The 18931-nt window shown below is 45.8% G+C and carries 23 protein-coding genes; 21 read left to right on the top strand and 2 right to left on the bottom strand.

The window, feature by feature from the left end; all coding sequences use genetic code 11:
• Positions 1–212, top strand: a 212-nt coding sequence (locus tag F8H35_RS07535; protein WP_472572934.1) for a S1 RNA-binding domain-containing protein, incomplete at its 5' end; no start/stop codon positions are given.
• Entirely contained in the window at positions 209–1114 is a 906-nt protein-coding gene (locus F8H35_RS07540; RefSeq protein WP_472572935.1) for a histone deacetylase family protein, read from the top strand. The genes F8H35_RS07535 and F8H35_RS07540, both read left to right, overlap by 4 nt.
• Here the strand turns inward: F8H35_RS07540 and F8H35_RS07545 are convergent.
• Positions 1111–3405, bottom strand: coding sequence for an EAL domain-containing protein (locus tag F8H35_RS07545; RefSeq protein WP_472572936.1), 2295 nt, complete (start codon positions 3403–3405; stop codon positions 1111–1113). The genes F8H35_RS07540 and F8H35_RS07545 overlap by 4 nt on opposite strands.
• A 51-nt stretch (positions 3406–3456) precedes the next feature.
• Between F8H35_RS07545 and F8H35_RS07550 the strand changes: the two genes are divergently transcribed.
• From F8H35_RS07550 to F8H35_RS07635, 18 genes are read left to right on the top strand one after another with little or no spacing between them, the layout of a single operon-like run.
• The gene (locus F8H35_RS07550; protein ID WP_472572937.1) at positions 3457–4128 is read left to right on the top strand and encodes a tetratricopeptide repeat protein; all 672 of its coding nucleotides are present in this window, start codon (positions 3457–3459) and stop codon (positions 4126–4128) included.
• Positions 4125–4778: a uracil phosphoribosyltransferase gene (gene upp, locus F8H35_RS07555; RefSeq protein WP_472572938.1), complete on the top strand. Its 654-nt coding sequence runs from the start codon at positions 4125–4127 to the stop codon at positions 4776–4778. Before F8H35_RS07550 ends, upp begins: the two co-directional genes overlap by 4 nt.
• The gene (hisS, locus tag F8H35_RS07560) at positions 4768–6000 is read left to right on the top strand and encodes a histidine--tRNA ligase (protein ID WP_472572939.1); all 1233 of its coding nucleotides are present in this window, start codon (positions 4768–4770) and stop codon (positions 5998–6000) included. Before upp ends, hisS begins: the two co-directional genes overlap by 11 nt.
• Positions 5987–7084, top strand: coding sequence for a 1-deoxy-D-xylulose-5-phosphate reductoisomerase (dxr, locus tag F8H35_RS07565; RefSeq protein ID WP_472572940.1), 1098 nt, complete (start codon positions 5987–5989; stop codon positions 7082–7084). Before hisS ends, dxr begins: the two co-directional genes overlap by 14 nt.
• Positions 7075–7587, top strand: coding sequence for a cob(I)yrinic acid a,c-diamide adenosyltransferase (locus tag F8H35_RS07570; protein ID WP_472572941.1), 513 nt, complete (start codon positions 7075–7077; stop codon positions 7585–7587). The genes dxr and F8H35_RS07570 overlap by 10 nt, the downstream gene beginning before the upstream one ends.
• 11 nt (positions 7588–7598) lie before the next feature.
• The gene (locus tag F8H35_RS07575; protein ID WP_472572942.1) at positions 7599–7769 is read left to right on the top strand and encodes a hypothetical protein; all 171 of its coding nucleotides are present in this window, start codon (positions 7599–7601) and stop codon (positions 7767–7769) included.
• On the top strand, positions 7762–8424 hold the full coding sequence (locus F8H35_RS07580; RefSeq protein ID WP_472572943.1) for a 7-carboxy-7-deazaguanine synthase QueE: 663 nt from the start codon (positions 7762–7764) through the stop codon (positions 8422–8424). Before F8H35_RS07575 ends, F8H35_RS07580 begins: the two co-directional genes overlap by 8 nt.
• Positions 8424–9605, top strand: a complete 1182-nt coding sequence (locus F8H35_RS07585; RefSeq protein ID WP_472572944.1) for a 3-deoxy-D-manno-octulosonic acid transferase — start codon at positions 8424–8426, stop codon at positions 9603–9605. Before F8H35_RS07580 ends, F8H35_RS07585 begins: the two co-directional genes overlap by 1 nt.
• A complete protein-coding gene (gene lpxK / locus F8H35_RS07590) occupies positions 9595–10683 on the top strand; it encodes a tetraacyldisaccharide 4'-kinase (RefSeq protein WP_472572945.1) in 1089 nt (362 codons plus the stop codon). Before F8H35_RS07585 ends, lpxK begins: the two co-directional genes overlap by 11 nt.
• On the top strand, positions 10631–11503 hold the full coding sequence (locus F8H35_RS07595) for a lysophospholipid acyltransferase family protein (protein WP_472572946.1): 873 nt from the start codon (positions 10631–10633) through the stop codon (positions 11501–11503). Before lpxK ends, F8H35_RS07595 begins: the two co-directional genes overlap by 53 nt.
• Positions 11478–11747 (top strand): DUF7990 family protein, encoded by a 270-nt coding sequence (locus F8H35_RS07600; RefSeq protein WP_472572947.1) that lies wholly within the window; start codon positions 11478–11480, stop codon positions 11745–11747. Before F8H35_RS07595 ends, F8H35_RS07600 begins: the two co-directional genes overlap by 26 nt.
• Positions 11744–12634, top strand: coding sequence for an ArsA family ATPase (locus tag F8H35_RS07605; RefSeq protein ID WP_472572948.1), 891 nt, complete (start codon positions 11744–11746; stop codon positions 12632–12634). The genes F8H35_RS07600 and F8H35_RS07605 overlap by 4 nt, the downstream gene beginning before the upstream one ends.
• The gene (locus tag F8H35_RS07610; RefSeq protein ID WP_472572949.1) at positions 12635–12940 is read left to right on the top strand and encodes a nucleotidyltransferase family protein; all 306 of its coding nucleotides are present in this window, start codon (positions 12635–12637) and stop codon (positions 12938–12940) included.
• On the top strand, positions 12937–13287 hold the full coding sequence (locus F8H35_RS07615; protein WP_472572950.1) for a HepT-like ribonuclease domain-containing protein: 351 nt from the start codon (positions 12937–12939) through the stop codon (positions 13285–13287). The genes F8H35_RS07610 and F8H35_RS07615 overlap by 4 nt, the downstream gene beginning before the upstream one ends.
• Before the next feature lie 59 nt (positions 13288–13346).
• Positions 13347–14642: a tRNA (N(6)-L-threonylcarbamoyladenosine(37)-C(2))-methylthiotransferase MtaB gene (mtaB, locus tag F8H35_RS07620; RefSeq protein ID WP_472572955.1), complete on the top strand. Its 1296-nt coding sequence runs from the start codon at positions 13347–13349 to the stop codon at positions 14640–14642.
• Positions 14623–15732, top strand: coding sequence for an aminotransferase class I/II-fold pyridoxal phosphate-dependent enzyme (locus tag F8H35_RS07625; RefSeq protein ID WP_472572951.1), 1110 nt, complete (start codon positions 14623–14625; stop codon positions 15730–15732). Before mtaB ends, F8H35_RS07625 begins: the two co-directional genes overlap by 20 nt.
• A gap of 3 nt (positions 15733–15735) precedes the next feature.
• Positions 15736–16878, top strand: a complete 1143-nt coding sequence (locus F8H35_RS07630) for a potassium channel family protein (protein WP_472572952.1) — start codon at positions 15736–15738, stop codon at positions 16876–16878.
• A 2-nt stretch (positions 16879–16880) separates the two neighbouring features.
• Positions 16881–17231: a DUF6394 family protein gene (locus F8H35_RS07635; RefSeq protein WP_472569183.1), complete on the top strand. Its 351-nt coding sequence runs from the start codon at positions 16881–16883 to the stop codon at positions 17229–17231.
• Here F8H35_RS07635 and F8H35_RS07640 read toward each other — a convergent pair.
• Entirely contained in the window at positions 17228–17956 is a 729-nt protein-coding gene (locus F8H35_RS07640) for an HIRAN domain-containing protein (RefSeq protein WP_472572953.1), read from the bottom strand. The two genes, F8H35_RS07635 and F8H35_RS07640, sit on opposite strands and share 4 nt — an antisense overlap.
• 124 nt (positions 17957–18080) lie before the next feature.
• Here F8H35_RS07640 and hemB point away from each other — a divergent pair.
• On the top strand, positions 18081–18931 hold an 851-nt coding region (gene hemB, locus F8H35_RS07645), incomplete at its 3' end, for a porphobilinogen synthase (RefSeq protein ID WP_472572954.1).

Genomic DNA, 18931 nt, shown 5'->3' on the forward strand with positions numbered 1-18931 from the left:
ACATAGAAACAATAGAACAGGTTATTCCTGGATTTATCCACGTTTCTAACCTTAAGAACGACTACTACATCTGCGTTCCAAAGCAGTACTGTTTGGTTGGAGAGAAAACGGGAACAGTATTTAGAATCGGAGATAGAGTCCTTGCAAAGCTCTTAAGTGTAGATGTTGAAAACAGAAGGGCAGAATTTGAAATAGTGAGGAAGCTGAGTTGAGAACTGCAGTTATCTATGATGAGATATTCCTGAAACACGACTTACCTACACATCCTGAAAACGCTTTAAGGCTCAAATACTTCATGGAGCCTGTTCAAGAGATGGAAATTCCTGTTCTAAAGCCCAGGCAGGTTTCCTACGACCATTTAAGAGCCGTTCATTCAGAGAACTACATAACAGACGTAATCGTTTCCTGCAGAGAAACCGCCCCCGGTTTCTTTGACCCGGACACCTACTACAACTCCTACACCTGCGATGCTGCCCTTGTAGCCGCTGGAGCGAACGAGATGGGGGTGGAGCTCCTCCTCTCAGGCGAGTACGATGCCGTCTTCTGTGCAGTTCGTCCACCGGGCCACCACGCAGAGAGAGACAGAGCTATGGGCTTCTGCATCTTCAATAACGTTGCAGTTGCAGCTGTTAAAGCCCTCTCAATGGGAGTGGGAAGGGTTTTCATAGTCGACTTTGACGCCCACCACGGAAACGGAACAGAGCACATCTTCTACAACGAGCCGAGAGTCTTCTACTTCTCAACCCATCAGTACCCGTTCTACCCAGGAACGGGAAGCGATAAAGAGAACAACAACCACATCTTAAACGTTCCAATGAGAGAAGGAAGCGGAGACATTGAGTATAAAACCGTCTATTCCGGAATTTTCCGAGAGGCCGTTAGGAAGTTTAAGCCTCAGATAATTCTGGTTTCAGCAGGATACGACCTCCACAGAGACGACCCGTTAACAGGACTTGAAGTTACAGACGACGGCGTTGAGTTCATAGTGAAGGAAATTGTTGACGCAGGGAGGGAGCTCTCCGCTCCACTCCTCTTCACCTTAGAGGGTGGCTACAACCTTAGCGCTCTGAAACGCTGTTCAGAGAGAACTTTTAAAGTCCTGCTGGAATCCTAACCTGAGGGAATTTCAGGAGATGGTTTACCTAAGTAGAAGCCCTGGCCGTAGTCTACTCCAAGCTCTTTGACTTTGTTGAGTATTTCCTCACTGCTGACAAATTCGGCAACAGTTTTAATTTCAAGATCTCTTGCAAACTGGACTATGTGAGAAACAAGCTTCTCTATTTCTTTTGAAGTAACAACTTTTGTTATAAGGCTTCCATCTATTTTTATGAAGTCTGGTTTTACTGTGGCAAGGTATTCGTAGTTTGAGTATCCGCTTCCAAAGTCGTCTATGGCAAGGGAACTCCCCAACTCTTTTATTTTGAAGTAGAAATTCTCAAGTTTCTTTATATCACTGAAAGCCTCTGTTTCAACAACCTCAAAACATATCCTCTCAGCAATATCGTAGTGTTTAATGGCAGCAACTATCCAGTCAACCATTGTAGAACTTGCAATATCCTCTGCGGAAAGGTTAACCGATATATTCACACCCTTCTCTGCAGCAACTTTAAAGGACTTCTCAATAATAACTTTAGAAAGCTTCCTGTAGATTGAGATCTTTTTAGCTACAGGAAGAAACTCTCCCGGGTTAAGCAGATTCCCGTCACTTCCTACTATTCGCATCAGTGATTCATACTTCACAGGTTTAAGGTTAGAAAGTTCAACGATCGGCTGAAAGTAGGGAACAATCCTATCTTTCTCCAAAGCTTTCTTAATTTCAGTCGCAATTCTTACGTTTTTCTCAAGGTTTTTAAACTTCTCTTTCAATTCTTCATCAAAAACGTAGAGGTCAATTCCTCTAATTTTAGCCTCTTCTTCTGCAATTTCAGATTCTATTAGAAACTCATCTGGGTTTTTTGAGATTCCAGCAACAACATCTAATCTGAAACTGATATCTCCAACAGCAAAGTCTTTCACTTCAAGGTTTCTTATTACTCTCTGAATCAGATCTATAAATCCTGCATCGTTAAAATCACACCCTAAAACGCCAAATTTATCACCTCTCACTCTGTAAACGGAACATCGGCGCTCTTTCTTTTTGACAACACGGCGGAGCTCCCTACCAAACTCTTTAAGTATGGTATTACCTTCCTCATAGCCAAAGAGCTCATTAACATCCCTGAAGTTTCTTATATTGACAAGGGCAAAATGGAGATTTCTGCTGGTCCTAAGATTGACAACATCCTCTAAAAGTTTTTTCCTGTTTGGTAAGCCGGTAATTTCATCTTTAAAAGCTGTAAGTTTTAATCGTCTGCTGAGATTCCGGAGTTCTCTTTCCCTTTTCTTTAAGAAAGAAATTGTTTTAATTAGCTCTCTGTTTGACCTGTAAAGGCCTAAACTTGCGGCAATAACTATAAGAGCAACAAAAATAGAGCTAACTCCTAAAGCCGTATTAACTCTTGTAAGAAACTGCTCCTTCAGGTAATAAACGGTTTGAAGGAGGTCGTTTCCAGTAACGTAAGAGCCGACTATCCAGTTCCAATCTGGAAAATATTTAACGTAATAAATCTTATTCTGATACTCTATAAGAACCCCGTCTTTTAGATCAGCCGTTTTTAAACCTTTCAAGAAATTAAACTGGAAAATCTTATTTTGATCAAGGTCAATAATAAAAACGTTAAACGGAGTCAAGGTTTTAAGAACGTGCTCTTTTACTTTACTTTCAACGTAAGACTTGTAGAAACCGGCTCCTATAATCCAATTTAAAGGCTTAAAATACCTTATAAAGGAGATTTTTAAATCAGTTTTTTTAGATCCAGGCAGATACCAGTAGTAGGAAACAAATCCTTCACCAGATGGAGAATAGAGAGCTATCTCTTCAAACTTCCTGTGGACGTAAGTACCCCTCAAGTCCTTCCAGTTCCACATACTCTTTCCTTCAATTTCTGGGTAAGCAGGGTTCAGAACTACTTTTCCCTTGACAGAGTCTATAAAGATGTAGCCCTCACCGTCAAAGAAACGAAATTTAGAGAGAGCTCTCCTTATAAGAGCCGCCGTCTCCCTTTTACTACACCCTTTACTTTTACAGAAAAGATAAATAGCATTTGCAACAGCCCAGGCGTTTTCTACCTCATTCTTAGCTTCTTCCTTCGCCATCTGAACAAAAAGTTTTTCTTCAACCTTAGACATATCAACGGCAGAATCTACTATTGAACTCAGTTTCTTTTTAGACTCCGCAACAGTAGTTGTGTAGATAGCACCCTGTATCTCTTTTTCAAAGAAGTAGTAGTTGAACCCTGTAAAAGCCAGAACACAGAGTATGAACACCCACAAAATAACGGTGTAGAACCTGCTACTACTGAACATTTACCGACCCCAGCTGGTAAAATTGGAACAAACTAACTGGAGGATTGGAAGTTGAAAAAGCCACCCTACAGGGCTTACAGGAAGAAAGAGAAGGAAGAACCGAAAGTTCCGATACCTGAGAAAATTGACACCCCGCAGGCAGAACAGCTTGTCTCAGACCTTTACTCACTCCTCCACTTCCTTGAGAAACACAGGAAAAAGCTACTTTTATTTATTTTAGCACTTCTCGTTATCGGCGGAACCTATGGAGGTTACACCTGGCACCTTTCGTCCGTTGAGTCAAAAGCGGCAAGGATAGTTGACGAGGGGCTCTACTATTTGGATAAAGGGGAGAAGAAAAAGGCGTTTTCCCTGTTTGAGAAGGCGGTTAAGGAGTACCCGGGAGCTCCCTCTTCAAAAGTTGCAGAGTTTCTTTTAGGAAAGCTTGACGGAAAGGAGAAATACCTTGTGGAGCTCTCAAAAGGTAAGAGTTTCCTTTTCTCTCCCCCGTCTAAGACTTCACTGGGAGCTCTCTACATAGACAGAGGAAAACTGAAAGAAGCGGAAGGAATTCTTGAGAAGGTTAAAAGGGAAGAGTGGACTCACCCGGAAGCCCTCTACGACAGGCTACTAATCGCAGTTAAAGAGAAGAGAATAAACGATGCGAAGAACATCCTTGATACTCTTAAAGGAGACTACCAGGACTTACCGATAACTCAACTGGCAGAGAGGTTAATGAAGTGAAGTTAAAGGTGATTGAGGGGGCGCTGAAGGAGGAGCTCCTTTATAGACTGAGGAACAGGGAAACGCCACCTGAGGAGTTCAGAGAAGCCCTTGAGAGGATTGGAGTTCTCTTGATTTCAGAAGCTCTGAAAGAATTAAAAACAGAAAAAGCAGAGGTTGAAACGCCGGTAGCAAAGGGCACTGCAAAAAGGATTTCTCAGGAAGTTGTTTTCATAGCCATTCTAAGGGCAGGGCTTTCACTCATTCCGCCGGCTGTCTCCATCTTTCCGAAAGGAAGGATAGGCTTTATAGGAACCTACAGGAACGAGAAAACTCTGAAACCCGTTAACTACTACATTAAGTTTCCGAAAGTTCCCGGAGCCCAATACGTAATCCTTGACCCGATGCTTGCAACGGGAGGAACGGCAGAGCAGGCCGTTAACATCCTGAAGGAAAACGGCATCCCCGAGAGTGAAATCACTTTTGTCTCTGTAGTTTCAGCACCTGAAGGGATAAAGAGACTAAAGAAGTTTCCTGAGGCTAAATTAATTACGGCATCTGTTGATGAGAGGCTTAACGATGCCGGATATATCGTTCCCGGCCTTGGAGATGCCGGAGACAGGTTCTGCGGAACAGAAAAGGCGGAGGTGGTAGAGAGCTATGGAGTTTAAGGCTATAAGGGGCGTTGAGGATATACTGCCGCCAGAGAGCTTAAGGTTTGAGAAGGTTGTTGACGCCTTCAAGGAGACTGTGGAGCTCTACGGGTTTAAGGAGGTAATTCTTCCCATCTTTGAGGAGGCAAAGCTCTTCTCAAGGAGCGTTGGAGAGGCAACAGACATCGTCCAGAAGGAGATGTACGTATTTGAGGACAAGGGAGGCAGAGTAATTGCTTTAAGGCCTGAAGGGACGGCATCTGCCGTAAGGGCTTACGTTGAGCACGGGGTTTTCGCTAAAGAGCCCTTTACAAAGTGGTTCTACGTTGGGCCTATGTTCAGGTTTGAGAGGCCTCAAGCGGGAAGGAAGAGGCAGTTCTTCCAGGCAGGGTGTGAAGTTTTCGGACTCAAAAACCCTGGAACAGACGCAGAGCTCATAAAGATGGCATCTGAAGTTTTAAAGAGGCTGAAGGTTGAAGCTGAGCTTGAGATAAACTCAATTGGGTGTAAAAAGTGCAGGCCCAACTACAGGAGAGCCTTAATTGAGTTCTTGAGGGAAAAGGTTGACTCCCTCTGCCCAACCTGCAGAGAGAGGCTTGAGAGGAACCCTCTGAGGGTTCTTGACTGTAAGGAAGAGGGCTGCCAGGCGGTTGTGGGGGGAGCTCCCAAAATCACAGACTACCTGTGCGATGAATGCAGGGAGCACTACGAAAAGGTTAAAGAATACCTGAACCTTCTGGGAGTTGAGTTTAAGGAGAACCCACTCCTTGTCAGGGGATTAGACTACTACACGAAAACCGTCTTTGAGTTTAAGAGCTCCCGGCTTGGAGCCCAGAGCACAGTACTTGCCGGCGGCCGTTACGACGACCTTGTTAAAGAGATTGGAGGACCGGACACTCCCGCTTTAGGCTTTGCAATGGGAATAGACAGGGTTTTACTCCTTTTGCCGAAAGAGGAGGAAAAGAGGGAAGGAGTTTTTGTAATTACAAGGGGAGAGGAGGCATACAGGAGAGGGCTGAAAGTTGCAGAGTTTTTAAGGAGTAAGGGAATAAAAGCTCAGATAGACCACAGGCAGGGAAGCTTTAAAGCCCAGATGAAGGCTGCAGACAGGGAGAGGGCGGCCTTTGCTGTGATAATCGGAGAGGAAGAAGTTGAGGGAGAGTTCTTCTCTCTGAAGGAGCTTGAGACGGGAAAGCAGGAGAGGGTTGAGAGCCTGGAGGAGCTCCTTGGAAGGCTCTAAAAAAGTTTTAATACTCGGCTCAACAGGTTCAATAGGGGAGAACACGCTAGAAGTTGTTGAACAGTTCCCACAGCGGTTTAAAGTTGTTGGCCTTGTTGCAGGGTCAAACAGGGAGAAACTGCAGGAGCAGAAAGAGAAGTTTAACGTTGAAAGAGTAGCCCTCTACTCAGAAGTAGGCCTTAAGGGAATAAAAAAGCTCATAGATGAAACAGAGTTTGACGTTGCAGTCTGCGCAATTTCCGGGTCTGCAGGAATTCTCCCGACCTACTGGGCTGCAGAGAAAGGGGAAAGGTTAGCCCTTGCAAACAAGGAGTCTTTGGTCTGTGCTGGAAACTTTATAACAGAGGTTGCGAAAGAGATTATCCCTGTTGACAGCGAACACTCTGCAATCTTTCAGTGCCTTGTAGGAGAAAAGAAGGAAGAAGTTGAAGAGATAATCCTTACAGCCTCGGGAGGAGCTTTCTTAAACAGGGAAAACCTTGAGGACGTAAAACCTGAAGAAGCCCTAAAGCACCCTAACTGGGATATGGGGAAAAAAGTTACGGTTGACTCCTCAACACTTATGAACAAGGGGTTAGAAGTTATTGAAGCCTACTGGCTCTTTGGTCTTCCCGTAGAGAGAATAAAGGTTGTTATACACCCTCAAAGCATAGTTCATTCACTGGTTAGGTTCAGAGATAACTCCGTTAAGGCTCAGCTTGGAGTTCCCGACATGAGAATTCCCATAGCCTACGCCCTCTCCTACCCAGAAAGGCTTCCGCTAAAAGGGGAGGAGCTCCGCCTGAACCTTTTCGGACTGAACCTTACATTTTTGGAGCCGGATACTGAGAGGTTTCCCTGCTTAAGGCTTGCATACGAGAGCTTAAAGATGGGCTACCCGTACCCGATAGTTTTAAATGCAGCAGATGAAGTTGCTGTTGAACTGTTCTTAAAAGGGAAAATCAGGTTTACAGAGATTCCAGAGCTGATTGAGGAGACGCTCAGCAGGGCAGACTTCAAACCGCCAGAAGACATATATGAGGTTGCAGAGATAGACAGGAAGGCTAAGGAGCTCTCTCTGGAGGTTTTCAGGAGTTGGCACTGAAAAAGGGCTTTGTCCACCTCTATACGGGGAACGGCAAAGGTAAGACCTCTGCCGCTTTGGGGCTCTGTTTAAGGGCTGTTGGGAGAGGTCTAAAGTGCACCTTTATCCAGTTCATAAAGGGGTGGGAGACGGGGGAGCTCCTCGCTGCAAAATACCTGCCCGGTTTTGAGTTTATCCAGACGGGAAGGCCAGACTACGACTTCAAGCCTACAGAGGAGGACAGGAGAAGGGTTCACGAGGGAGTGAAGTTAGCAGAGGAGAAGTTGAAAGAAACAGACGTTTTAGTTTTAGACGAGGTAATCGTTGCCGTTCATCTGAACCTATTAGAGGAAAACAGACTCCTTTCCCTTATAGAGAGGAAACCTGAAAATGTTGAGTTAGTTCTAACCGGAAGGCACGCAACAAGCCGTTTAATTGAGGCTGCCGACTACGTAACCTACTTCCAGCTTGTTAAACACCCTTTTTACAGGGGAGAGGGAGCAAGGAAGGGAATAGACTACTGAAGGAGGAAGAGATGAGATACCTGCTCCCTGCCGCTTTGCTTCTCTGTTTATCTCTAACGCTCCAGAGCTGTCTTCCACTTCTTGCAGCTGCAGGAGCCGGCGCCGCAGGTGGATACTACGTTGGAAAGCACTACAATGTAAAGGTTCACTCGCTTGTAGAGGTTGAGAAGAGAGATGATTAGAGTCTGTGAGATATTTGAGTCTGTTCAGGGGGAGGGGCTTACCGTTGGAGCTCCCTCACTCTTTATAAGAACCGGCCGCTGTTCTGTTGGCTGTAAGTTCTGCGACACAAAGTATTCGTGGAATTCTGGAAGGGACTATTCAGCAGGGGAATTGAGAGAAATAGTTGAGAAAACTGGTCTTCCAGACGTAATAATTACGGGAGGAGAACCTTTAGAGGAGCCGGAGATTGACAGGGTTCTCTCTAACATCTCTCAGGTTAAAACCGTTAGAAGGATTACACTTGAGACCTGCGGCCATTTTTTCAGGGAGCTCCCCACTCAAAAACTCCACCTTGTCGTCTCTCCAAAACCGCTGACGATGGGAGTTGAGTTCCCGTTTAGAGAGGTTGCCAGGTTCCTTGAAAATTATGAAGACGTTGAGCTGAAGTTCACCCTCTTTTCAGAGAAAGACCTTGAAAGAATTAAAGAGTTCCTGAAAGAATACCGAAAGCTTGTAAACTTTTCCGTTGTTCTTCAGCCTCTCCACCACCCAAAAGAAGAATACAGGAAAACCTGCCGGAGGGTGGTTGAAATGGTTCTGAAGGAGAGGGAGCTCCTCTCACAGTTTGAGATAAGGGTAATCCCTCAGGTTCACAAGCTTATTGGGGTAAAGTAGTGTTCTGGATATACAACTTCCTTGTAGCCCTATCTGTTCCCTTCTTCCCGATAGTAAAGCTGAAGGCAAAGGAGAGAGGAGACGTTTACCTTAAGCCGAGGCTTTCAACTGATTTCCCAAGTGCCGAGAATAAAATCTTTCTCCATGCAGCAAGCATAGGAGAGGTAAACACGGTTAAACCGCTGGTTAAAAAACTAAAAGGAAAGGTTGCCCTTACAACCTTTACAGACTACGGCCTTAAGAGGGCTAAGAAAATCTACCCTGAAGTTCCGTCAAGGGTTATCCCGTTAGACCTCTACCCTTTAATAAAAAAGTTCCTGAGAAAGAACAGACCGAAGGCTATTCTTATTTACGAATCTGAAATCTGGCCCTCTCTCTTAAAAGCAACGACAGAGCTCTCCATTCCACTCTTCTTTGTAAGCGGGAAGATAGGGGAGAGAGCTTACAGAAGGCTCTTAAAGTTTAAAAAGTTCCTAAAACCGCTGATTGAGGACAAAACGTTTCTTGCAAAGAGCGAAACAGACGCAGAGAGGGCAAAAGAGGTAGGCTTTAAAAAGGTTGAGGTTGTTGGAGACCTGAAACTTGACTACGAGCCGCCAACAGAGGGAGCTCCCTTAAAAATAGAAGGAAGGCGATTTGTGGTTCTTTGGGGAAGCACCCACGCCGGAGAGGAGAGATTAGCGGCAGAAGTTCACCAGAAGCTAAAGGAGGAGTTTCCCGGCCTTTTAACGGTAATAGCTCCAAGGCACGTTGGAAGGGCAAAGAATTTAAAACTTCCTGGTAAAACGGTTTTCAGGAGCGAGTCTCAAACGGTTCCGAAAAGTGCAGAGTTCTACATAGTTGATACTGTTGGGGAGCTCCCTTCCCTCTATTCCTACTCAACTGTTGCAGTTGTAGGAGGGAGCTTTGTTCCGGGAATTGGAGGCCACAACCCGGTTGAGCCGGTTGCAGTTGGCGTTCCAGCTGTAATGGGAACTTACGGAACAGAGTTCTTAGACGTTGCAGAACGGCTGGGAATAGACGTTGTTCCACCGGAGAAAGTGGCAGAAACTTTACGAAATCTGCTTCAGAACCCTAAATTAAGGCGTGAAAAAGGAGAGAGGAGCTATCTAAACTGGAAGATGGAGAGAGGAGTTTCTGAGAGAATACTGAAAAAGGTTGGGGAAACAGTTGAACTATGACGAGCTGAGAAAGAAGGTTTTAAGGAGAGAGGGACTTTTTACGCTCCTCTATCCGCCTCTCTACATCCTGTCAAAACTCTACTGCCTTGGAGCTTCTATCAGGAACTACCTTTACGATTCAGGATTTTTCACTGCTAAAGAGTTTGGATTTCCTGTAATATCCGTAGGAAACATAACAGCAGGGGGAAGCGGGAAAACACCTCTAACCGAAAGCGTTTATCAGATTCTTGAGGATGCAGGCTTCTCGCCGGCAATCGTCTGCAGGGGATACAGGGGAAAGGAGAAAGGGCCAACTTTTGCAGAACCAGACCCAGAAAGGTTCGGGGACGAGTGTGCCGTTTACTCACTGAAAAAGTACAGAACAGTTGTTTCAAAGGTTAAGGTTAAAGGGGTTGAGTTTGCTTTTCAAAACGGAGCAACGGCTGTAGTTCTTGACGACGGATTCCAGCACAGAAAGGTAAAACCGACCCTTTCTTTAGTTGCAGTTGACCCTTTCAATCCCTTTGGAGACAACCATTGCTTACCCTTAGGGCTTCTGAGGGAACCTATTTCAGGCCTTGAGAGGGCAGACGCCTTTGTAATAACGAGGAGCAACCTTGTTTCAGAGGAGAGACTGGAGTCTTTAGAACTTTTTTTAAAAACCTTTAAAAAGCCTGTATTCCGGGCGGAGCAGACCTTTAGCCATTGGGTTGACGGAAACTTCAACAGAATAGAACCGCCTCAGGAGAAGGAGGTTGACCTTTTCTGCGGAATCGGAAACCCGGGGCAGTTCGTTGAGATGGTTATAAAGATGGGCTACAAGATAAGGAACCTCGTAGTCTTCAACGACCACCACAGCTACACGGAAGAAGATATAGAAAAGCTGAAGAAACTTAAAAACCCGATAACAACAGAGAAAGACCTGATAAAACTGAAAGGGAGAATCCCACAGGTGAAGGCTCCCGTTTTGAGGGTTGAAGCCTACGGGCTGAAGGAGTTTATTCTTGCAAACATAAAAAACGTAGAAAAGGCAGAAGAGGAAGCCGTTGAAGGAGATTTCTCACCTTCTGGAGTATCTACTTTTAAAGTTCCTCATTAGTGGAACTCAGAAACTCTCAAGAGAGAAGGCCTTTTCCCTTGCAGAAAAACTGGGAGAGGTTGCCTACAACTACCCGAGGATAAAGAGGATAACTGAGGAAAACTTAGAGTTTACAGGCTTCCCGAAGGAGATTGGAAAGGAAAGTTTTAAGAACTTCCTCAAGTGCTCTGCAGACTTCTTCAGGCTTCCTACCTATACGCCGGAAAGCTTAAAGGAGCTTTTTCTTCCCGTTGACACGTCTGTCGTCCCTGAAGGGGGAGGTTTCCTCTTAACGGCACACATAGGGAACTGGGAGGTGATGGGAGCTCTCTTTTCCGTTTTAAGCGGCGGGAAGCTATCGGTAGTTGCAAAGCCCATGAAGAACAAAAGGGTAGACAGGCTCATAAACAGTATAAGGGAGCAGTGGGGAGTAAGGGTTATTCCAACGGGAAAGGGAACGGCAGTTCTCAGGGAGTTGAAGAGGGGAAACTACGTTGGGATTCTCTTAGACCAGAGGCCAAAGGTAAAAGAGGGGGTTCTCACAACTTTTTTAGGAAGGAAAACGTACACAAATAAAGGATTGGCTCTACTCTCTTTAAAAACGGGAAAACCTGTAATTCCAGCATTTTGCTTTTTAGAGGGAGATAAGTACAGGATAGCCGTTTACAAGCCCATATACCCGGAAAAGAAAAGCGTTGAGGAGCTTACTCAAGAATACACATCTGCAATAGAGAGGGCTGTAAGGGAACACCCTGAACAGTGGTTCTGGTTCCACAGACGCTGGAAGAACTCACCTGAGTTTAAGGAGTGGAAGGGTGAAGGAGTGGCTGAAGGCGGTTAAACTCTTCTTCAGGGGAGCCGTTTCAGATTCGGCAACAGACAAGCTGGAATATAAGGCTGCTGTTCTGAACGATACCCTCTTAACGGTTGTTCTCAGCGAGAGGCTTGGGATTCCAAACCCGATGGCTTACTACACGGTGGAGCTCCTTCCCTACATCGGGAACGACCTGCCGGGCTGGGAGAGGAGAATGGCAGACAGGGAGAGCGTTATCTCAAGGGTTATGGGAGAGGTTGGGGAGCCTTGAAACTGACGGAGTTTAAAACGGTATTCCTCTCTGGAAAGGGAGGGGTTGGAAAGAGCACAGTTTCTTCGGCACTGGGGGTCTATTTCTCGGAAAAGGGATACAGAACTCTGGTTGCCTCTTTAGACCCGGCCCACTCACTCTCTCTAACCTTTGACACTGAAATCAGAGAAAAGCCAAAGAAAATTGCCGAAAACCTCTTTGCAGTTGAGATAAACCCTGAAAAAGAAGCCCAAAGATACCTTGAAAGGGTAAAGAGGGAGGCAAGGGAGCTCCTCTCACCTGTCGTCATTGGAGAGATAGAGAAACAGATAGAGCTCTCCTACTACTCACCGGGAGCTCTGGAACTTGCAACGGCAGACCTGATCTACAGAATAGCCGTTTCAGAGAGGGAGTTTGAAAGGGTTGTCTTTGACACGGCACCGTCGGGCTACACGGTAAGGATGCTCACATCTCCTGAGCTCACAGAGGAGTGGTTTAAAAGGCTCATAGCCTTAAGGAAGGAAGCTCTGAAGTACAGAAAGATGGCAGGGGAGAAAATAGAGGAAGACCCGGTTCTGAGAATCCTTGAGAGGAGACTGAGGGAGGTGAGGGAGCTCCGCAATCTTCTACTTTCCCCTGAAACCCTCATAGGAATAGTTGTTAACCCACAATCACTTCCCGTAGAGATAGGGAAGCGGACTGTTGAGGAGCTCTCCTTTGCCGGCATAGAGGTAAAGCTTATAGTTGGGAACAAAATCTCATCGGAAGATGAGAAAGAGCTGATTGAGAGAGAATTTCCTCAAATTCCTAAATTCTTTATACCGGCAATGGGAAAAGAGCCTAAAGGAGTTGAAAAACTGAAGGAGATAGCAAAACATTTAAAGGTGAAACCTAAACGAGGGAATTAAATGGCTACAAAAGTTCAATCTCTTGAAGAAGTAAAAAAACTCATCAAGGAAAACGAAGAGAAACTGAAAAGTATGGGAGTTCTCTCTCTGAGTATCTTCGGTTCCTTTGCCGAAGGGGATTTTAAAGACACCAGCGACGTTGACGTTCTAATAGAGCCAAACTACGAAAAACCATTTACTCTTTTTACACTTATAAAAGCTAAGTTTTTCCTTGAAGAACTTTTAGGAAGAAAAGTTGACGTTAAAACAAAAAATAGCCTGAGAGAAGAGCTCAGGAAAAATATCAAAGAGGTCAAAGTCTTTTGAAGGGCAAAAACTTTCAGAAAACACGCTCAGCTCTTAATGACATATATCGTGAGTGTAACTATATAGTTAAAAAACTCCCTCAACTATCGGCAGAAAAACTGGGTAGCGATGAAGATTTAAGAAAAGCAATAGAGAGAACACTTGAAATAATTGGAGAAGCTGCAAAAAGAATTCCAAAAGAGTTTAGAAAAAACCATCCAGAAATTCCCTGGAAAGAGATGGCAGGCCTTAGGGACGTAATAATCCACGACTACGGCAACGTTGACTACGTTATTCTCTGGAATGTAGTTCAGTTTGAAATCCCTAAACTGAAAGAACAGATAGAACAGCTAATAAAATCCCTTTAGCCCAATTCCAACCTATATTTAACGAGAACCGTTTTCATTAAGAGGTGGTTTTGAAAAGAGTGGCTTTCTATACCCTTGGTTGCAAGATGAACATCCACGAAACGGCCTACATGGAGGAGCAGTTTAAGAAGGCCGGGTATGAGATTGTTCCATTTGAGGAAGAGGCAGACGTTTACGTTGTTAATACCTGCACGGTAACCCACACGGCAGATGCAAAGAGCAGAAAGGCCTTAAGAAAAGCAAAGCAGAGGAACCCGAAAGCTCTGGTAGTTTCAACTGGATGTTATTCAGAGGTTTACCCTGAAGAGGTTGAAAAGGTAAAAGAGGCCGATTTCATAACGGGAAACGTTGAAAAGTTCAGAATTGTTGAGCTTGTTGAGAAGAGGATGAGGGGGGAGCTCCCCCGGGTTTTCGTAAAAGGAGTGTGGAAGGATAAGCGGTTCTACCCGTTAACCCTGAGGCAGTTTGAGGGAAAAACGAGGGCTTTTCTGAAAGTTCAGCAGGGGTGCCAGCTCTTCTGTTCCTACTGCATAATCCCCAAAGCCCGGGGAGCCATGGTAAGTATGAAGCCGGAAGAAGTCCTGAAACAGGCAGAAGAGCTCATTGAGGCCGGCTATAAAGAGATTGTCCTTACTGGAACCCACCTTGGAGCCTATGGGTTAGACATTGAAAAGGGCTGGAACCTTGCAAAGCTTGTCAGAAAACTCACTGAAATTCCCGGCCTTTACAGGTTAAGGCTCAGCTCAATTGAGCCCTTAGAGTTCACAGATGAGCTGATAGATGTAATTACTTCATCTGAAAAGGTAGCTCCACACTTCCACATACCTCTCCAGAGCGGAAGCAGAACAGTTCTTGAAAGGATGAGGAGGAGATATAGGCCTGAAGACTATAGGAGAGTTGTTGAAGAAATTGTTAAGAGAAGGCCTGAGAGCTGTATAGGAACGGACGTTATGGTTGGATTTCCCGGAGAAACGGAAGGGGAGTTTGAGGAGACAAGGAGGCTCATTGAAGATTTACCCTTTGGATATCTCCACGTTTTCCCGTATTCAAAACGGGAAGGAACTGTTGCAGCTAAGATGAAAGACTCAGTTCCGCCGGAAGTTAAGAAGGAGAGGGCGAAAATCCTCAGAGAAATTGGGGAAGAGAAGAGCATCGCTTTTAGGAAGCAGTTTTTAGGAAAGGAGCTTGAGGGATTGGTTTTAACAGAACTCTCAGGTGATAGAAGTGTTGCTCTCACCGGAAACTACATAAACGTAATCCTTGACAGGAAACTCCCGCCGGGAGAGGTTGTTAAGTTTAAGCTGAAAGAAGTTGGAGAAAAGAGAGAGGAGAACTATGGAGAGGTTGTTGGTTGAGCCGTTCTACGTTATGAAAGTCCTTGAGAGGGCAAAGGAGATTGAGAGGAACGGGGAGAGAGTTATCCACCTTGAGATAGGAGAGCCAGACCTACCTGTTCCTCAAAAGGTAAAAGAAGAGGCGAAAAGGGTGATAGATACATACGAGCTGAAATACACCGAAAGCGTTGGGATTCTCTCTTTGAGGGAGGCAATAGCCGGATACTACGAGAGGGAATACGGCGTAAAGGTTAAGCCGGAGCAGGTGATTGTTACTCCGGGGAGCTCCCCCGGCCTCTTAGCCCTTTTAAAAGTTCTGGGAGAAATCCTCGGGGAAATCTCATACACAGACCCGGGATACCCCTGCTACAAGAACATGCTCAAGTTCTTAAACCTTAAAGGAAAAGCGGTAAATGTCTACCCTGAAACCGATTTCAAGGTTAAGCCGGAAAACGTTGAAACTCCCGTTCTAATGGTTAACTCTCCATCAAACCCAACGGGAACCATTTATTCAAAAGAGGAACTGAGAGAGCTCTCAGAGAAAACCTTTTTGGTTTCAGACGAGATTTACCACGGCCTTACATACTCGGGGAGAGCTCCCTCTGTTTTAGAAGTTACGAGAAACGCCGCCGTTGTTAACGGCTTCTCAAAGTTTTTCCTTATGACGGGCTGGAGGTTAGGCTGGCTCATCGTTCCAGAGGAGCTCGTTCCAGACCTTACGGCAATTCTCCAGAACATTGTAATCTCTCCGCCAACGGTCTCACAGATTGCGGCTGTTAAGTGTTTTGACGAGGAGGTATTGGAGGAGCTCCGCAGAAACGTTGAAATCTTCAGGAAGAGGAGAGACCTGCTCCTCAAAGGCTTAAAAGAAATTGGATTTAAGATACCGGCAGAGCCTCAGGGAGCTTTCTACATCTACGCAGACGTCTCAAACTTTACAGACAACAGCTATGAATTTGCCTTTGAGGTTCTGGAAAGGGCAAAAGTTGCAATAACGCCGGGGAGGGATTTCGGATACAATGGAACTGAGAGGTTCGTCAGGTTCTCTTTCTGCACGGAGCTCTCAAAAATTGAGGAGGGGCTTGAGAGGCTCAGAAGATATCTGGGGTAGGGAGTGAAGAGGCACTTAGAGAAGAGGCTTCCCAAACGGTTCAGTCAGGACAGAATCCTTGACATCCTGATGAAGTTCAGAGCTCCCCTCATTATCGGCCTCGTGGCCATAATGGTCTCAACAATCGGCTACATGGTCATCTCAGGCGTTGATCTGTTAAAGGCCTTCTACATGACAATCCTAACCGTTACAACCATCGGCTACGGCGAAATGTGGAACATGACGGCAAAAGACCGGATTTTCAACCTCTTTGTTATGACAGTTGGGGTTGGAGCCGTTATGGGATACTCCTTAGCTGTTCTCATAAACCTTGTAACAAGCGGAGAACTAAAATCAATTCTGAGGTTCAGAAAGATGGTAAGCGACATATCAGCTTTAAAGGGGCACTACTTAATCTTCGGATTCAACGACTACGTTGTTGAGCTGATAAGGGAGCTCCATTACTACAGAATCCCGGTCGTTATCATCTCAGACGACCCGGAATTAGAGGAGTTTGCAAAGGAGCACGAAGTCAGGTTTTACCTGAACCTGAACCCGGCAGACGAAAATACGTTAACTCTTGCAAATATTGAATCGGCAGTTGGGGCAATAGTTGCAACAAAAGATGATTACAGAAACCTTGCAATAACCCTAACTGTTAAAAACGTTGTGTCAAAGAGCAACATCTACCCGTTCTTCATAATCGGCCTCGTAAAAAACCCTGAATTTAAAGAGAAGCTGAAATTAGTTGGAGCAGACTACGTTGAGACAATTCCGTCAATCATCTCAAAGAGGGTGGCAATTCTTGCCAGAAAGCCACCGATTTTTGGAGAGCGATCCCTCTTAGAGGAAATTCTCTTCGGGGAACACACGTTTATAGACATAGAGGAGTTTGTAGTCCAGCCGGACTCCCCCGTTGTTAACAAAACCCTGAAAGAGTTAGACCTCAGAAAACGGTTCGGAATAACGGTTGTTGCTGTAAAAAAGGCAGACGGCAGAGTAATCTTCACTCCCGGTGGGGATACAGTTATTGAACCTTTAGATGTTCTGGTTGTGGTGGCGCCAAAGGAGAAGCTGAAAGAAGCAGTTAAGGTCCTCTTTAAAGGTAAGATAACTTCAAGGAGTGCAATGCTTAAGAGGAAGCTGAAAGAGAGGCTTGGAGGTTAGTTATGGACTGGGGGAAAGTGGGAACGGCGTTTTTCATAATGATGTCTCTAACAACAACTGTAGGGTTCGTTGTTGACAGAGACCCTTACGAACTGATTGCCTCTGTTACATTTAACCTGATCGCAACCCTTTTAAAGGTTGGAAGCAAGAAGACCCTGAGCGCAGAGCTCCTCGCAACCAGCCTTGCGGCAGACCTCCACCTGATACCGGCCTTAATCTTCTACGAGATGGGCTCAAGGAGCTCTTTAATTGAAGCCCTTGCCTGGGGAGCTCTGGTGGCAAATGTCTTCTCGGTTATTCTCCTGATAACAGAAACGGTAATTGAGTCAAAAGAGGAGGAGTGGTGGAGCTAAATCTCCACCACTCTGACGTAAACCCTCCTGTTGGCAGGGTTTTCAGGGAAAATTTGTACAACTTCTCCTTTGAGGAACAGTCCCTTATCCATCAGCGGAGCTACAAGGTCTGCAACCTCCCGCCTCATGTAGCCAATCTTCCTGCCGTCTCTCGTTAGGAACTTAACAGCAAGCCTGTGGTTGGGGTTCTCTTCCCGAACGACAAAAACGGGCTCGCCAGCGGAAACATCTTCCGGGTAAATCTCCCCGTGGCCGTCTCCAGCAATCCGTGTATAGTAGCCGGTTTTAAGGAGTTCCCTTAAATCAATCTCCCTCTCTTTAAGAACCCTCTCAAACTCTTCCCTTAAAACGCCCTCATACTCAAAGGCCTTAGCTCCTTCCAAAGAGAGGTTTAGGGCTCTTTCCTCAGAAAGAAGCTCAGAAACGGCGAAAATTCCAAGCCTTACGGCTACAGTTCCACCTTTAGAGAGGACAACTGCAGCTTCAAGGGGAGCTCCGCCGAAAGCAAGCCCAACAGCCCTTGCAACGGTTAAAACGAGGCCGTAATTCCTCTGGCTCTCCGGGAAAACACCGGTCTTCTTAATTCCCACCTTAACGGGAGCTCCCAGAACCACCATCTCCTGGTAAACATCGGCCGTTCCGCTTCCAGAGGAAGAGAGAGCTCCCAAAGGCTCAGTCTCAGAGAGGAAAATCTCCCTCTCTCCAAGCTTTAAACTGTAAATCACGGCTTCCCTCAAAAACGGTTAACCAGAAAACTTAGAAGTTCTGAAATCTAACGGTTAGAAAAAACGCTTCAGCTTTTTGCGAAAACGCTATAATTGAAGACCGACCAAAGAGAAGGAGGAGGCCATGCTGACAGGGAAGTTCCCGGAGCTCCGCCTAAGGAGGCTCAGGAAGAACGAGAACATAAGGAGAATGGTAAGAGAAACTGTTTTGACTCCCAACGACTTTATATACCCGATTTTCGTTGTTGAGGGAGAGAACGTTAAAGAGGAAATCCCGTCAATGCCGGGGCAGTTCAGGTATTCAGTAGACAGGCTTCCAGAGATTGGAGAGAAGGTTTTAAAACTTGGAATTCCCGCAGTAATCCTCTTTGGAATCCCTGAGCACAAGGACGAGCTTGGCTCAGACTCATACTCAGAAGAGGGAATAATCCAGAGGGCAGTAAGGAAGCTGAAAAAGGAACTGCCGGAACTCTACGTAATCACGGACGTCTGCTTCTGCGAGTACACGTCCCACGGCCACTGCGGGTATCTGGCCTGCTCTGGGGAGGTCTGCGACGTTGACAACGATAAAACTTTAGAGCTCCTCAAGAAACAGGTTGTTTCCCACGCCTCAGCTGGAGCCGACATGGTAGCTCCCTCTGGAATGATGGACGGAATGATAAAGGCCATAAGGGAAGGGCTTGACGCTGCAGGGTTTACAGACATTCCAATAATGTCTTACGCCGCCAAGTACGCATCAGCTTACTACGGACCCTTTAGAGACGCCGCCGAATCTGCTCCCGCCTTTGGAGACAGGAGAACCTACCAGATGGACCCTGCAAACTTCAACGAGGCCTTAAGGGAAGTGGCTTTAGACATTCAGGAGGGAGCAGACATCGTAATGGTTAAGCCGGCACTTGCCTACATGGACGTTATAAGGGCCGTTAAAGAGACCTTTAAATACCCAACGGCGGCCTACAACGTAAGCGGAGAGTA

It is taken from the genome of Thermovibrio sp. (assembly GCA_015488335.1).
GTDB lineage: Bacteria > Aquificota > Aquificia > Desulfurobacteriales > Desulfurobacteriaceae > Balnearium.

What these genes read in the sequence shown, in the direction of transcription:
- F8H35_RS07580 (WP_472572943.1), top strand. Translation starts at nt 7,762, where the DNA reads ATGATTAGAGTCTGTGAGATATTTGAGTCTGTTCAGGGGGAGGGGCTT.
- F8H35_RS07610 (WP_472572949.1), top strand. Translation starts at nt 12,635, where the DNA reads ATGGCTACAAAAGTTCAATCTCTTGAAGAAGTAAAAAAACTCATCAAG.
- F8H35_RS07545 (WP_472572936.1), bottom strand. Translation starts at nt 3,405, where the DNA reads ATGTTCAGTAGTAGCAGGTTCTACACCGTTATTTTGTGGGTGTTCATA.
- F8H35_RS07635 (WP_472569183.1), top strand. Translation starts at nt 16,881, where the DNA reads ATGGACTGGGGGAAAGTGGGAACGGCGTTTTTCATAATGATGTCTCTA.
- F8H35_RS07625 (WP_472572951.1), top strand. Translation starts at nt 14,623, where the DNA reads ATGGAGAGGTTGTTGGTTGAGCCGTTCTACGTTATGAAAGTCCTTGAG.
- hisS (WP_472572939.1), top strand. Translation starts at nt 4,768, where the DNA reads ATGGAGTTTAAGGCTATAAGGGGCGTTGAGGATATACTGCCGCCAGAG.
- F8H35_RS07575 (WP_472572942.1), top strand. Translation starts at nt 7,599, where the DNA reads ATGAGATACCTGCTCCCTGCCGCTTTGCTTCTCTGTTTATCTCTAACG.